This is a genomic window from Pseudotabrizicola sp. L79, assembly GCF_036553525.1.
Classification (GTDB): domain Bacteria; phylum Pseudomonadota; class Alphaproteobacteria; order Rhodobacterales; family Rhodobacteraceae; genus Pseudotabrizicola.
In genome coordinates this window covers 231474-244335 of sequence record NZ_JAZHDA010000052.1, presented here as the reverse complement: position 1 = coordinate 244335, position 12862 = coordinate 231474, and the positions used below count along the sequence as shown (strand labels likewise).

The following is a 12862-nucleotide window of genomic DNA, read 5'->3' as shown; positions in this document are numbered from 1 at the left end:
ATCAGAATGAACGTGAAATTCAACGCACTGCCCGAGGCAGAACGCCAGATTGTCTATATCCGGCCCGTCACCGTGGCCGAGTTGCCCGAGGCGCTGCAAGAGCAGATTGGTGGGGTAGAGACCGTGTATTCGGTGCATCGCCCTGATGGCGAACGGGTGGCGCTGGTCAAGGACCGGGCCTTGGCCTTTGCCCTTGCGCGCCAGAACGACCTGGCCCCGGTGAATGTGCACTGAGCCTGTGGCGTGACCCATGAAAAAAAGGCCCCGCTGTGCGGGGCCTTTTGTTTTGGCGCGCAAGGGGGCCGGATCAGTGGCCCGAAAGCCAGCGTTCGGCATCCAGTGCGGCCATGCAGCCCATGCCGGCGCTGGTGACGGCCTGGCGATACACATGATCGGTCAGGTCGCCAGCGGCAAAGACGCCGGGGATTGAGGTCTGGGTGGTGCCGGGGGTGACTTTGACATAGCCGCCGTGGTGCAGTTCAAGCTGGTCTTTGACCAGTTCGCTGGCTGGGGCATGGCCGATGGCCACGAAAAAGCCCGCGCAGGGCACGTCTTGGGTTTCGCCCGTTTCCACATTGCGCGCACGCACGGCGGTGACGCCCAAGGGCGCCTCGGTGCCCAGAACCTCGGTCACTTCATGGTTCCACAACAGCGCAACCTTGGGGTTCTTGAACAGCCGGTCTTGCATGATCTTTTCGGCGCGCAACGTGTCGCGGCGGTGGATCAGCGTGACCTTGGTGGCGAAATTGGTCAGGAACAGGGCCTCTTCCACAGCCGTATTACCGCCGCCGATCACCACAACCTCTTTGCCGCGATAGAAGAACCCGTCGCAGGTGGCGCAGGCCGATACGCCAAAGCCCTTGAACTTTTCCTCGGACGGCAGGCCCAGCCATTTGGCCTGGGCACCGGTGGCCAGAATGACGGCATCGGCGGTAAAGGTGGTGCCGCTGTCGGCGCGGGCCACAAAGGGGCGCTGCGACAGATCAAGCGACGAGATGTAATCCGAGATGACTTCCGCCCCCATGGCGGCGGCGTGGTCTTGCATCCGCACCATCAGATCGGGGCCCTGCACATGGGTGTCACCGGGCCAGTTCTCGACCTCGGTGGTGATGGTCAACTGGCCGCCCGGTTGCAGGCCCTGCACCAGAATGGGGTTCAGCATGGCCCTTGCAGAATAGACCGCCGCGGTGTAACCCGCCGGCCCGGAGCCGATGATGAGTACGCGTGTATGTCTTGTCTCGCTCATGATGCCCTCTTGTCTTGTCCCGCCCCATATAGGCAGGTCTGGCGAGGGCGAAAAGGCCCTGTATGGTTGTGACGAAGCGTTGCGAAAACGGGCAGCCAAACGAAATATGGGCGAAATATTCTGCCGTGTTGTTGAAATATAATTGCGCAAGGCCGGGTGAGGCCCTAGATACAGGCGTGATTGAGGAGACGTGAATGGCCGGATCGAAGCTGGACCCGATCGATCGCCAGATTCTGGCGGAATTGCAGGCTGACGGGCGGATGACCAATGTGGAATTGGCCAAACGCGTCGGCATTTCTGCGCCCCCCTGCCTGCGCCGCGTGCGCACGCTGGAGGAGGCGGGCTATGTCAAAGGCTATCACGCCGATATTGATGCGCGCGAACTGGGTTTTGAGGTGCAGGTTTTTGCCATGGTGCGGCTGCAAAGTCAGGCCGAGGCGGATCTGTCGGCCTTTGAGGCGCGCTGCCGGGCTTGGCCCTTGGTGCGGGAATGCCACATGCTGAACGGTGAGATCGATTTCATCCTGAAATGCGTGGCGCCTGATCTGTCCAGCTTTCAGGCCTTTTTGACGGGTGATCTGCTGAAAGCCGAGAATGTGGCCAATGTGAAGACCAGCCTTGTGATCCGCTGTGCCAAGGATGAACCGGGCGTTCCTTTTGACGTGCTGGAAGATCGGCTGGCCAAGTCAGCCTGACGCGGGGGGGGGGCGGTCAGCGGCTGTGCGCGCTGAACTGGGCCCTGTCAACGATCGTGCCGATGAACGATGGCCCCAATGCAAAAAGCGGCCCCGTTAACGTGCCAGAGGAGCACCGGAGCCGCCTTTGCCAAAGCAACGATCGTGCTGGATAACGCTGCCCTGTCAGGGGTCTTACACCGGTGTCCAGACCACCCGGGGGTGGAAGATCGTCATGTGGCAAAGATGGCTGAATTGCGGCACCCTGTCAAAAGAGTTTTGCGATTGCTGACCGGATCGTGAAGGATCTGGCTTAGGCTGTGATCATTGTTGCCAGTGGCCGAACGATTGGCTGGCGCAGGCCCGTGTCATGGCGCGAAAGCGCCCGAATCAAAGCGCTCGAATCGCTGGGCTGCCCCATCAATGGGCGGCGATGGCGCGCGGGGCAGGCGTGGCCACGGGTGTTTTCAGGGCAACAGGCTTGCGACGGGCGCCGCGCTGCCAAGGAAGCGCCGGTTGCGGTTGCAGGCTTGCTGCGATCACCGATTTCAGCCAGCGACGTTCTTTTTTCATGAACCCTCTCCTTTGCATTCCGGCGACCTTGTGTTGCGCCGTTTGTGCAGAATGACCGGGCATTGGGGCAGCGATCTGGCCCGAATTGTGAGGAATTAAGGAAAATGCAATTCAGCCGATGCCGGATTGTGGCAGGGGCCGCGCCGGGTGGAAACGCGGTTTGGCTGCCGTTTTGGGGCCGAATGTTGATGATCTAGCAAAAAACACGGGGGATTGTTCAGGCAGAATATGGCGGCCTTTGGCCCAATCCTGCCTTAATCCTGCGCCGTTTCACAGCCGGATGGCCGAAATCAGCCTGCCATAGTCGGCTTCGCGGGCATGGGTGGTGCGGCGGTAGGAATAAAAACGATCCGGGTCGTGATAGGTGCAGTGGCGCGTCCATTCGGCATGGCCGACACCGGCGCTGCGCAGGCGGTGCAAGCCAAAGGCGGGCAGGTCGAACAGCAGCCGGTCGCCGGTGCCATTGGCAAAAAAGCGGGCATATCCGGGGTCTTCGGCGGTGAAGGTGTCAAAGAATTCGGGCCCGACCTCATAGGCGCGTTGGCTGATGCAGGGGCCGATCACGGCGGTGATGTCGGAACGGCTGGCCCCCAGCGTCTCCATCGCGGTCAGCGTTGCCTCTAGCACACCATCGACGCTGCCGCGCCAACCGGCATGGGCCGCGCCAATCACGCCGGCCTTGGGATCGGCGAACAGCACTGGCTGGCAATCGGCGGTCAGGATCGACAGGGCGATACCGGGGGTGGCGGTGACCAGTGCATCGGCGCGGGGTCTGGCATCGGTGGCGTCGGTCACGGTGACCACATCGGCCGAATGCACCTGATGAACGCCCAGCAAATGCGTCGCAGGCAGTCCCATCGCCTCGGCCACGCGGGCGCGGTTGATTTCGACCACTTCGGCAAGGTCACTGGACCCGGCACCGCAGTTCAGCCCGGCAAAAATGCCCGATGAAGCCCCGCCTTTACGGGTGAAGAACCCGTGCTGCAGGGGCAGGCTGTCTGAGGTGATGATTTCCAGTGTGGTGGCCATCAGACGAATCCGGGTGGTGGTGGGGTACCGGGGCCATGCAGCGCCAGCACTTTGAACAGCGAACCCATTTCTGACGCATCGGTCAAGCGCCGATGCGCGGCCAGATGAGATTGCAGGCGATCCGCGGGCATGTTTTGGGCAAGTCTTTGCGCGCGGGCGTCGATCCCCAGCCGCCGCAGCACGGCGCCTTGTTCGTCATAGCGCATCGGCAGCGCGGCAAGATCGGCCAAGGCCTCAAAATCGACATGGGCGGTCAGATCGGCGCGGCCCGGTTCGGCCAGGGGGTCGGCAAAGGCGTGGCGGCGCAGCGCCTGAAACGTATCGCCCGAAGATCGCCAGCCGCCGTAATCGACAATCAGCGCCACCCCGCCGTGGCGGCGGATGCGGGTGGCGATGGCCTGCATCACCGGGCCTGCGGCCAGGCACAGTTCGACCACTTGGCCGGGCGCGGGATCGGCAAAGGCGGGGGTGGCGGGTGGTGTGGGCAGCGGGTCTGACAGGCCCAGGGCCAGCTTGCCGTCGCGCAGGCCCACCAACCTCTCACGCCAGTGGCGGCCATCGAAATGGAATTGGTGGATGGGCAGGGCGTCAAAGAATTCATTGGCCAACAGGAACAGGGGTTGGTCGGGCAAGCCATCGGCCACATCCAGATGGTGCAACGGGCAAGGGTGCAACCGTTGTGTCTGCGCGGCCCGCAGGGCGGGCGAGGCTTCGACCAGGGTGATCTGGGCGGCGTCATGAAAGCCCGGCACGCTGCGGGTGGCGCGCAGCACATCGGCCATCAGCGTGCCCCGCCCCGGCCCAAGTTCGGCCAGCGTAAAGGGCGCGGGAGCGCCTTGGTCAAGCCAGCTTTGGGCCAAGGCAAGCCCCAGCAGTTCGCCGAACATCTGGCTGATTTCGGGTGCGGTGGTGAAATCGCCCTCGGCCCCAAAGGGCGGGCGGGTGGTATAATAGCCATGCGCGGGGTGCAGCAGGCATTGCGACATGTAATCGGCCAGCGTGATCGGCCCGGTGGCCGCAATCTGGCGGATCAGCAGATCGGCCAGCACCGTCATGCCGGGCGGGCCCGCAGCACCAGCACAAGGCCCACGGCGATCATCGGCAGCGACAGCGCCTGCCCCATGGTCAACCCCACACCGTTCAGATGAAAGGCAAGGCCCAGGGGGTTGCCTTGGGTGACGAACTGGGCATCGGGCTGGCGGAAGAATTCAACCACAAAGCGGGCCAGACCATAGCCTGCAAAGAACAGCCCCGCGATGCGGCCCGGATATTTCAGCCAGCCGCGCCGCCATGCCAGCCACAGCAACAGCCCGCCCAACAGCAGGCCCTCTAGCGCTGCTTCGTAAAGCTGGCTGGGGTGGCGGGCGCAGATGCCGACCACACCGGGGCAGGTTTGCGCGGCTTCGCCCGGGAAGGCCACGCCCCAGGGCATGGTGGTGGCGCGGCCCCACAATTCGGCATTGATGAAATTGGCCAGCCGCCCCAGCAACAGCCCCGGCGGGGTGGCCAGCGCCATCAGATCGGCGGCTTTGCGCATGGGAATGGCCTCGCTGCGGAAAAACAGGAAGGCCGCCGTGACGACGCCCAGAAAGCCGCCGTGAAACGACATGCCGCCTTCCCAGACGCGCAGAATGTGGCTGGGGTTTTCCAGATAATAGCCGGGCTGGTAAAACAGCACAAACCCCAGCCGCCCCCCCAGGATGACCCCCAGAATGACCCAGGTTAGAAATCGCTCGATCTGATCGGCATTCATCGGCGGCGCGCCTGTCCACAGATCAAGCCGCCGCACCGTGACCAGCGCGATGCGCCACGCCAGCAGGATGCCGACGATATAGGCCAGTGCATACCAGCGCAGGGCAAGCGTCACCCCAAAGACCTCGATCGCAAAGATCTCGGGCGAGACAGAGGGGAAGGGGATGTAGGACATACGCACCTCGGACCGGGTTTTCAGCCTTGTCGGCAAGGGGGGCGGGGATGTCAATCTGTCACGCCGACTTGTGATCGCGGCCAGACCGCGCCATATAAGGGAGGATCGGTAAAAGGACCACGGCCATGCAGACCCGCAACAAGTTTTTCGACGACATGAGCCAGCTGATGACCAATGCCATGGGCGTGGCGCAGGGGGCAAAGACCGAAGCCGAGACGGCGATGAAAAGCCTGATGGACCGCTGGCTGGCCGACCGTGATTTCGTGACGCGCGAAGAATTTGATGCCGTGCGCGCCATGGCCGTGAAAGCGCGCGAGGAAAACGCCGCCCTTGAGGCCCGCATCGCCGCGCTGGAGGCCACCCCGGCCAAAAAGAAGTAACGTATTTCAGCCCTGTCTGGCTGTCAGCGGCACCCGATGGGTGCCGTTTTGCTTTGGGGTTGTGACTTGTCCACAAGAGATTTCGCAAGAAATCGCTTTACAGGGTTTCGCTTCTGGCACACCATATCTAGTAAGGGCTTTGTCGGGCATACGCAGCGCCTTGCCGGGCACCCAGCATCCTGTGGGTCATTGGCTTGCGGGGGCATGATAAAGAGGCCGGGCAATGTCACTAGCAGAAGACTTTTTTTCGACCGACGACGCTCATCCGATCGACATCGTCGAAACGCTGGCCGCCCATCATGCCTGGGAATTCGACCGGGTCACGGATGACCAGATCGCCATGGCGGTCGAAGGCCAGTGGCGCACCTATTCGCTGACCCTTGCCTGGTCGGCGCAGGATGAAACGCTGCGGCTGATTTGCACGTTTGAACTGGAACCACCAGAGGGGCGGATTTCGGCGCTGTATGATGTGCTGAACCGATGCAATGACATGGTCTGGACCGGGGCTTTTACCTATTGGGCCGACCAGAAGCTGATGGTTTGGCGCTATGGTCTGGTGCTGGCCGGTGGGCAGCCTGTCGGGCCCGAGCAGATTGACCGGCTGATTTCCAGTGCGGTTCTGGCGGCCGAGCGGTTTTACCCCGCGTTTCAATTGGTGGGCTGGGGGGACAAATCCCCCGAGGCTGCAATGCAGGTAGCCATTGCCGAGGCCTACGGTCGGGCCTAACCTCTGCCTCGTGAAAACGGGGAAGACCATGACTTTGGACAAGATCAACCGCAACGGAATAGTCATTCTGGGCTGCGGCAAGATGGGATCGGCCATGCTGGAAGGCTGGCTGGGCCGAGGGCTTGCCTTGACGTCGATCTGGGTGATCGACCCGCATCCGTCAGATTGGGTCAGGAACCTTGCGCGCAAGGGCCTGCATGTGAACAAGGGCATGCCCGAGGCGCCTGCCGTGGTGCTGATCGCGGTCAAGCCGCAGATGATGGGCGAGGCCCTGCCGCAGATCGCCGGATTTGCGGGCAAGGATGTGCTGGTGCTGACGGTTGCGGCAGGCACGACGATTGCCAGCTATGAAGCGGTCTTTGGCAGCGACACGCGGTTGGTGCGCGCCATGCCCAACACGCCTGCTGCCGTGGGTCGTGGGATCACGGCGATCATCGGCAATGCGGCGGCCACCCAGGGCGATCTGGCCCTGGCCGAAGAGTTGTTGTCGGCCGTGGGGCAGGTGGTGCGTTTGCAGGGCGAAGACCAGATGGATGCGGTGACGGCTGTTTCCGGGTCTGGCCCGGCCTATGTGTTTCATCTGATCGAGGCGATGGCCGCAGCCGGAGAGGCCGAGGGGCTGCCGGCCGATCTGGCCATGCAACTGGCCCGTGCGACGGTGACCGGCGCTGGTGAACTGGCGCATCGGGTGCCAGAGACGGCGGCGCAATTGCGCATCAACGTCACCTCGCCGGGGGGCACGACGGCGGCGGCCCTGGGGGTGCTGATGGATGCGGAAACGGGATTTCCGCCGCTGTTGCGGCGCGCGGTTAAGGCGGCGGCAGATCGGGGGCGCGCGTTGGGGAAATGACAATCAGCTATGATGATTTCGCGCGGGTCGATATTCGCGTGGGCCGGATCACCCGGGCCGAACCTTACCCCGAGGCGCGCAAGCCCGCCTATAAGCTGTGGGTCGATTTCGGGCCAGAGATCGGGGAAAAACGGTCAAGCGCGCAGATCACCCGGCACTACAGTGTCGAGGAATTGCCGGGCCGTCTGGTGATGGGGGTTGTCAACTTCCCGCCGCGCCAGATTGGCAAAGTGATGTCCGAGGTTTTGATCCTGGGTGTTCCAGATGCAGAGGGCGAGGTTGTTCTGCTTTGCCCCGATAAAGATGTGCCACTTGGCGGAAGGATGTTTTGATGAAACTGCTGATCACCCGGCCCTTGCCGGAAACTGTCATGGCTGCGGCCCGCAACCATTTTGATGTGACCGCGCGGGAAAGCACGCTGCCGTTGACGCCTGATGAATTGCGTGCCTCGCTGCGGGACTACGATCTGGTGTTGCCAACCTTGGGCGATCTGTACAAGGCCGATGTCTTTGCTGATGTGCCCAAGCCCCGTGCGCGGATGCTGGCGAATTTCGGGGTGGGCTATAACCACATTGATGTGGCGGCGGCCCGTGCGGCAGGGCTGGAGGTCAGCAATACCCCCGGTGCCGTGACCGATGCCACAGCCGACATCGCGCTGATGCTGATGTTGATGACCGCCCGCCGCGCCGGAGAGGGAGAGCGGATGGTGCGCGCAGGGGCATGGCAGGGCTGGCATCCGACGCAGATGCTGGGGATGCATCTGTCGGGCAAACGGCTGGGGATCATTGGCATGGGGCGGATTGGCAAGGCCATTGCGCGCCGCTGTCAGGCCGGTTTCGGGATGGAGGTGACGTTCTTCAACCGCTCGCCCGTGGCCGATGCGGGTGTGCCGGCCCGGCAAGTTTCGATGGCCGAGGTTTTGGCCGCCGATGTGGTGGTGGTTGCGGTGCCGGGTGGGGCCGCAACGCATCATCTGATCAATGCACAGGCGCTGTCGCAGATGCAGTCGCATGCGATTTTCGTCAACATCAGCCGTGGCGATGTGGTGGATGAGGCAGCCCTGATCGCGGCCCTGTCGGCGGGTCAGATCGCCGGGGCGGGCCTTGATGTCTATGAGCATGAGCCCAAGGTGCCTGCCGCCCTGCTGGCGATGGAGAATGTCACGTTGCTGCCGCATCTGGGCACTGCCGCGCTAGAGGTGCGGGCGGATATGGGCCGTATGGCGGTTGACAATCTGGTGGCCTTTGCGGCGGGCAAACCACTGCCCAACCCGGTCTGACAAGGGCATGACCGGCCCTGTCCATCTTCCCCGGCAGGGCCGGCCAAGGGGGCTCGATGCCCCCGCGGCCGGCCCCCCTGTATGGGGTTGGCCATGATCATTTCCCGTGGGCGCCGGTTCATCTTTGTGCATATCCCCAAGACCGGGGGCACCGCCTTGTCGCTGGCGCTGGAGGCGCGGGCGATGAAGGATGATATCCTGATCGGTGACACGCCCAAGGCCCGCGCCCGCAAGGGGCGGCTGCATGGCGTCAGAACAGCGGGGCGATTGTGGAAACATTCGACGCTGAGTGATGTTCTGGGGCTGGTGACAGAGGATGAGATCGCCCGGTTCTACACCTTTGCCCTTGTGCGCAATCCTTGGGATCGGGCGGTCAGCTATTACCACTGGCTGCGCGGACAGGCCTTTGCCCATCCGGCGGTGGGGCTGGCCAAGGCGCATGATTTTTCGGGCTTTCTGCACCATCCCCATACCCAGACCAGCCTGCGGCTGTGGCCCTATGGCGCCTATCTGCGCGACGGTCATGGGGTCGAGCGGGCCAGCCACTTTATCCGGCTGGAATGGCTGGCCGAAGATCTGGCCCCGCTTGAGGCGCATCTGGGCTTTCGGCTGGTCTTGGAAAAGATCAACGCCTCGGACCGAGACCCGGACTGGCGGCCCTATTTCGCGCCGCGCGATGTTGATCTGATCGCCGGGCTTTGTGCCGAAGATATTGACCGTTTTGGCTATACCTTTGACGGATTTCGCTAAAGCCACGGCAATTGCCATTTTTCTGCCATGCCCCTGCGACAGGCTTGCCCCAGATGTCTGCAACGCTGATGCGGTGCAATCGCAGCGCCATGTCAAAGGGATGCAACCATGGTCTGGATGGGGCCACAAAGACCTGTGCCAAGTGGGCCGCCGGTGATTGCCGACGGTCTGTTTGGCACGACCCCAGTGGCCACGCCTGGTGGTTGGTTGCCCGCGGCAGAATTGGTGCCGGGCGATACCGTGCTGACCTTTGATGGTGGGGTGCAGCAGGTCACCGCGCTGTTCCGCGCGCCGTTCCTTGAAGGGCCGGCGGATCTTTGGCCGCTGCGCGTGCCCGTCTGGGCCTTGGACAACCGCGATGAAATGATCTTGTTGCCGCAGCAAAAGGTGCTGATCGAAAGCGATCAGGCCGAGTTGTTGTTTGGCGATCCGTTCGCGCTGATCCCGGCTGACGCGCTTGAGCATTGGCGGGGGATTGCGCGGTTTCGCCCCTCGGCCCCGGCCGAGGTGGTGCAACTGCGGTTTGACCGGCCGCAGGTGATTTATGCCAGTCGTGGCGTCTTGCTGTCTTGTGCCGGAGAGGCATGGGAAGCCGAGGATTGGACGGCCCCGGCGCATACCGTCTGCAGCCAGTCACAGGCGCGGCATCTGGTGGCCTGCCTGATGGCCGAAGAGGCAGGCGCCGCCATCGGGCAGCAGCGCCTGCAAGGCGATTAGGCGGCTTTGCTGGCCTTGGGGCCGTAAAAACTGTCGCCTGCGGCGGCCATGTCTTTCAGCATTTTCGGCGTGGTAAAGCGCGCACCAAAGCGGGCCGTCAGGCTGTCGCAGATTTCAACCGCGCGGGCCGCGCCGATGATGTCCAGCCAGCCAAACGGGCCACCCGACCACGGCGCAAAGCCCCAGCCCAGAATGGCACCCACATCGCCTTCACGGATGTCCATCAGCACCCCTTCTTCCAGTGCGCGCACGGCCTCGAGTGTCTGAGCCATCAGCAGGCGCTGTTGCACTTCGCTCAGGTCTGGTTGGTCGTCGCGCACCTGGTAGTGTGCCGCCAGCCCCTGCCACAGGCCCTGACGTTTGCCAGCCTCGTCATAGGCATAGAAACCGGCGTTCGATTTCTTGCCCATCCGGCCCTGATCGGCCATCCAGAACAGAACCTCATCCACTGCGCCATCGGGATAGGCATCGCCCATGGCCGCGCGGGTGGCCTTGGCGATCTTGACGCCCAGATCAATCGACGTCTCATCCACCAGTTGCAGCGGGCCCAGGGGCATGCCGACCAGTTTCGCCGCATTCTCGATCAGCGCCGGTTCCACCCCTTCGGCCACCATGCGGATGCCTTCGTTGATATAGGGGATGATGCAGCGGTTGGCATAGAAGAAGCGGGCATCGTTCACCACGATCGGCGTCTTGCGGATCTGGCGCACATAATCCAGCGCCTTGGCCACAGCCACATCGCCGGTCTGCTTGCCCTTGATGATTTCCACCAGCATCATCTTGTCAACGGGGCTGAAGAAATGGATGCCGATGAACTGTTCGGGCCGTTTAGAGGCCTTGGCCAGCATCGAAATCGGCAAGGTAGAGGTGTTGGTGGCAAAGATGCAGTCTGCACCGATCACCGCCTCGACCTTTTGGGTCATCTCGGCCTTGACAGCGGGGTCTTCGAACACCGCCTCGACAATCAGATCGCAGCCTTTCAGCGCGGCCAGATCGGTGGTGGCGGTGATGCGCGACAGCACCTGCTCTTTCTTGTCCGCCGTCACTTTCTTGCGGGCCACGCCCTTGTCCAGAATGGCCTCGGAATAGCCGCGCCCCTTGTCGGCGGCGGCTTGGGTCTGGTCGATCAGCACCACCTCGATCCCGGCCTGGGCCGAGACATAGGCAATGCCTGCGCCCATCATGCCTGCGCCCAGGATGCCCACCTTGCGCACCGTCTGGTCTGGTGCAGTCGGGCGGTTCGCGCCCTTTTCCAAAGCTTCCTTGTTGATGAACAGGCTGCGGATCATCGCGGTGGATGACGGGTTCATCAGCACGCTGGTAAAGTGCCGGGCCTCGATCTTGATGGCGGTGTCAAAGGGCACCAGCGCACCTTCGTAAACAGCCGAGAGCAGCGCCTTGGCCGCCGGGTAAACGCCCATGGTCTTGCCATGCACCATGGCACTGGCGCCCACAAAGGTCATGAAGCCCGCCGGATGATAGGGCGCACCGCCCGGCATCTTGTAGCCCTTGGCATCCCAGGGCTTGACCAGATCGGCATCCTTGGCTGACAGCACCCATTCCTTGGCGCGGGCCAGCAGGTCGGCCGGGGCCACCACTTCGTCGATCAGACCCGCGGCCTTGGCCCCCTTGGGGTCTGACAGCTTGCCTTCCAGCAGGAAGGGCGCGGCCATCATGGCCCCCATCTTGCGCACAAGGCGCGTGGTGCCGCCCATGCCGGGGAAAATGCCAACCATGATCTCGGGCAAGCCGATCTTGGCCTTGGGGTTGTCAGCGGCAATGATGCGGTGACAGGACAGCGGAATTTCCAGGCCAATGCCAAGGGCGGTGCCCGGCAGGGCCGCGACAATCGGTTTGCCGCCCTTCAGCGTCTTGGGGTCCATCCCGGCGCGCTCGATCTTGCGCAGGATCGCATGGCTGCGCATCAGCCCATCCATCAGCCCCTTGGCGGGGTTGTCGCCCGCCTCGGCCTTCATCCGGGCAATCACGTTCAGATCCATCCCGCCGGCAAAGCTGTCGGGCTTGCCGCTGGTGATGATGACGCCCTTGATGGCGCTGTCGGCAAGTGCTTGATCAATCAGCGCCTCCAACTGGCCCCAGCCTTCAAGGCTAAGCACGTTCATCGACTTGGATTTGACATCCCAGACGAGGGTGGCGACGCCGTCGGCATCGGTGGTCATGGTGAAATCGGTCATCATTTGTCCTCTCGCAATCTGCGGTGGAAGGTCGTTCAGGGCCGGGTCAGGGAAACGCCAAGTTTTGCCAGGGCTTGCTTTTGGCATTCCACCAGATCGGGGCTCAGGATGGTCAGGTCAGTGTTCTTGATGCTGGTTTCCAGCAAGACAGCTTGCCAGCGACCCTGCCGGTGCAGCAGGGTCATGCGGTTCAGGAAAGGCTGGCCGAAAGGGCGGTCACCCGCCCGAAGACGGGTTTCATGCATCCCGACAATCAGATCCTTGCGCAGGCTGACATAGCGGGCCGAAATGCAGGTGCGGCGATAGCCATCCGCCCCAACCGAAATCATGTGATCACGAAAGTCATTGGCCACGATCACCATCTCATCCGACGAATTGATGATGAAAGAGGCATCTTCGGTCAGCATGGAATTGGGCAGGGCAATGTGATGCAGAATGCCCGGCACGTCGCCACGCCACAGCGCCTCTGACACCTGGTCAAGATTGCTTTGGTAAATGGCAACGGCCGAGGGCAT

General features: G+C 62.8%; 16 protein-coding genes. 9 read left to right on the top strand and 7 right to left on the bottom strand.

Features of this window, described 5'->3' with window-relative positions; all coding sequences use genetic code 11:
• The first annotated feature begins 6 nt into the window (after positions 1-6).
• Positions 7-234: a DUF1150 family protein gene (locus tag V3C85_RS14405; RefSeq protein WP_331795880.1), complete on the top strand. Its 228-nt coding sequence runs from the start codon at positions 7-9 to the stop codon at positions 232-234.
• Between the two features lie 73 nt (positions 235-307).
• Here the strand turns inward: V3C85_RS14405 and trxB are convergent, their stop codons facing one another.
• Positions 308-1246, bottom strand: a complete 939-nt coding sequence (gene trxB, locus V3C85_RS14400; protein ID WP_331795878.1) for a thioredoxin-disulfide reductase — start codon at positions 1244-1246, stop codon at positions 308-310.
• 194 nt (positions 1247-1440) lie between these two features.
• Between trxB and V3C85_RS14395 the strand changes: the two genes are divergently transcribed.
• The gene (locus V3C85_RS14395; RefSeq protein WP_331795876.1) at positions 1441-1941 is read left to right on the top strand and encodes an Lrp/AsnC family transcriptional regulator; all 501 of its coding nucleotides are present in this window, start codon (positions 1441-1443) and stop codon (positions 1939-1941) included.
• A gap of 399 nt (positions 1942-2340) precedes the next feature.
• On the opposite strand, the gene V3C85_RS14390 is transcribed toward V3C85_RS14395, so the two are convergent.
• From V3C85_RS14390 to lgt, 4 genes are all read right to left on the bottom strand, one after another.
• Positions 2341-2493, bottom strand: coding sequence for a hypothetical protein (locus tag V3C85_RS14390; protein ID WP_331795874.1), 153 nt, complete (start codon positions 2491-2493; stop codon positions 2341-2343).
• Between the two features lie 270 nt (positions 2494-2763).
• Positions 2764-3522, bottom strand: coding sequence for a peptidoglycan editing factor PgeF (gene pgeF / locus V3C85_RS14385; RefSeq protein ID WP_331795873.1), 759 nt, complete (start codon positions 3520-3522; stop codon positions 2764-2766).
• Entirely contained in the window at positions 3522-4577 is a 1056-nt protein-coding gene (locus V3C85_RS14380) for a class I SAM-dependent methyltransferase (RefSeq protein ID WP_331795871.1), read from the bottom strand. The genes pgeF and V3C85_RS14380 overlap by 1 nt, the downstream gene beginning before the upstream one ends.
• Positions 4574-5449 carry a prolipoprotein diacylglyceryl transferase gene (gene lgt / locus V3C85_RS14375; protein WP_331795870.1) on the bottom strand — a complete coding sequence of 292 codons (876 nt, stop codon included), beginning with the start codon at positions 5447-5449 and terminating at the stop codon, positions 4574-4576. Before lgt ends, V3C85_RS14380 begins: the two co-directional genes overlap by 4 nt.
• A 125-nt stretch (positions 5450-5574) precedes the next feature.
• Here lgt and V3C85_RS14370 point away from each other — a divergent pair, with 125 nt between their 5' ends.
• From V3C85_RS14370 to V3C85_RS14340, 7 genes are all read left to right on the top strand, one after another.
• Positions 5575-5829, top strand: a complete 255-nt coding sequence (locus tag V3C85_RS14370; protein ID WP_331795869.1) for an accessory factor UbiK family protein — start codon at positions 5575-5577, stop codon at positions 5827-5829.
• A 223-nt stretch (positions 5830-6052) separates the two neighbouring features.
• Positions 6053-6556 (top strand): YbjN domain-containing protein, encoded by a 504-nt coding sequence (locus tag V3C85_RS14365; protein ID WP_331795867.1) that lies wholly within the window; start codon positions 6053-6055, stop codon positions 6554-6556.
• 28 nt (positions 6557-6584) lie between these two features.
• A complete protein-coding gene (gene proC / locus V3C85_RS14360) occupies positions 6585-7406 on the top strand; it encodes a pyrroline-5-carboxylate reductase (protein ID WP_331795865.1) in 822 nt (273 codons plus the stop codon).
• Positions 7403-7738, top strand: a complete 336-nt coding sequence (locus V3C85_RS14355) for a tRNA-binding protein (RefSeq protein ID WP_331795863.1) — start codon at positions 7403-7405, stop codon at positions 7736-7738. The genes proC and V3C85_RS14355 overlap by 4 nt, the downstream gene beginning before the upstream one ends.
• A complete protein-coding gene (locus V3C85_RS14350) occupies positions 7738-8685 on the top strand; it encodes a 2-hydroxyacid dehydrogenase (RefSeq protein ID WP_331795862.1) in 948 nt (315 codons plus the stop codon). Before V3C85_RS14355 ends, V3C85_RS14350 begins: the two co-directional genes overlap by 1 nt.
• Before the next feature lie 93 nt (positions 8686-8778).
• A complete protein-coding gene (locus V3C85_RS14345; protein WP_331795861.1) occupies positions 8779-9435 on the top strand; it encodes a sulfotransferase family 2 domain-containing protein in 657 nt (218 codons plus the stop codon).
• A gap of 108 nt (positions 9436-9543) precedes the next feature.
• Positions 9544-10152, top strand: coding sequence for a Hint domain-containing protein (locus V3C85_RS14340; RefSeq protein ID WP_331795860.1), 609 nt, complete (start codon positions 9544-9546; stop codon positions 10150-10152).
• On the opposite strand, the gene V3C85_RS14335 is transcribed toward V3C85_RS14340, so the two are convergent.
• Together V3C85_RS14335 and V3C85_RS14330 are read right to left on the bottom strand one after the other, a co-directional pair.
• Positions 10149-12347, bottom strand: coding sequence for a 3-hydroxyacyl-CoA dehydrogenase NAD-binding domain-containing protein (locus V3C85_RS14335; protein WP_331795859.1), 2199 nt, complete (start codon positions 12345-12347; stop codon positions 10149-10151). The two genes, V3C85_RS14340 and V3C85_RS14335, sit on opposite strands and share 4 nt — an antisense overlap.
• 35 nt (positions 12348-12382) lie before the next feature.
• The gene (locus tag V3C85_RS14330; protein ID WP_331795857.1) at positions 12383-12862 is read right to left on the bottom strand and encodes a hypothetical protein; all 480 of its coding nucleotides are present in this window, start codon (positions 12860-12862) and stop codon (positions 12383-12385) included.

Excerpts from the sequence above, each read along its gene's own strand:
- V3C85_RS14390 (WP_331795874.1), bottom strand. The coding sequence starts at position 2,493 with ATGAAAAAAGAACGTCGCTGGCTGAAATCGGTGATCGCAGCAAGCCTG.
- V3C85_RS14345 (WP_331795861.1), top strand. The coding sequence starts at position 8,779 with ATGATCATTTCCCGTGGGCGCCGGTTCATCTTTGTGCATATCCCCAAG.
- V3C85_RS14335 (WP_331795859.1), bottom strand. The coding sequence starts at position 12,347 with ATGACCGATTTCACCATGACCACCGATGCCGACGGCGTCGCCACCCTC.
- V3C85_RS14340 (WP_331795860.1), top strand. The coding sequence starts at position 9,544 with ATGGTCTGGATGGGGCCACAAAGACCTGTGCCAAGTGGGCCGCCGGTG.
- V3C85_RS14350 (WP_331795862.1), top strand. The coding sequence starts at position 7,738 with ATGAAACTGCTGATCACCCGGCCCTTGCCGGAAACTGTCATGGCTGCG.
- V3C85_RS14395 (WP_331795876.1), top strand. The coding sequence starts at position 1,441 with ATGGCCGGATCGAAGCTGGACCCGATCGATCGCCAGATTCTGGCGGAA.
- V3C85_RS14370 (WP_331795869.1), top strand. The coding sequence starts at position 5,575 with ATGCAGACCCGCAACAAGTTTTTCGACGACATGAGCCAGCTGATGACC.
- pgeF (WP_331795873.1), bottom strand. The coding sequence starts at position 3,522 with ATGGCCACCACACTGGAAATCATCACCTCAGACAGCCTGCCCCTGCAG.
- trxB (WP_331795878.1), bottom strand. The coding sequence starts at position 1,246 with ATGAGCGAGACAAGACATACACGCGTACTCATCATCGGCTCCGGGCCG.
- V3C85_RS14380 (WP_331795871.1), bottom strand. The coding sequence starts at position 4,577 with ATGACGGTGCTGGCCGATCTGCTGATCCGCCAGATTGCGGCCACCGGG.
- V3C85_RS14405 (WP_331795880.1), top strand. The coding sequence starts at position 7 with ATGAACGTGAAATTCAACGCACTGCCCGAGGCAGAACGCCAGATTGTC.
- V3C85_RS14330 (WP_331795857.1), bottom strand. The coding sequence starts at position 12,862 with ATGCCCTCGGCCGTTGCCATTTACCAAAGCAATCTTGACCAGGTGTCA.
- lgt (WP_331795870.1), bottom strand. The coding sequence starts at position 5,449 with ATGTCCTACATCCCCTTCCCCTCTGTCTCGCCCGAGATCTTTGCGATC.
- V3C85_RS14355 (WP_331795863.1), top strand. The coding sequence starts at position 7,403 with ATGACAATCAGCTATGATGATTTCGCGCGGGTCGATATTCGCGTGGGC.
- V3C85_RS14365 (WP_331795867.1), top strand. The coding sequence starts at position 6,053 with ATGTCACTAGCAGAAGACTTTTTTTCGACCGACGACGCTCATCCGATC.
- proC (WP_331795865.1), top strand. The coding sequence starts at position 6,585 with ATGACTTTGGACAAGATCAACCGCAACGGAATAGTCATTCTGGGCTGC.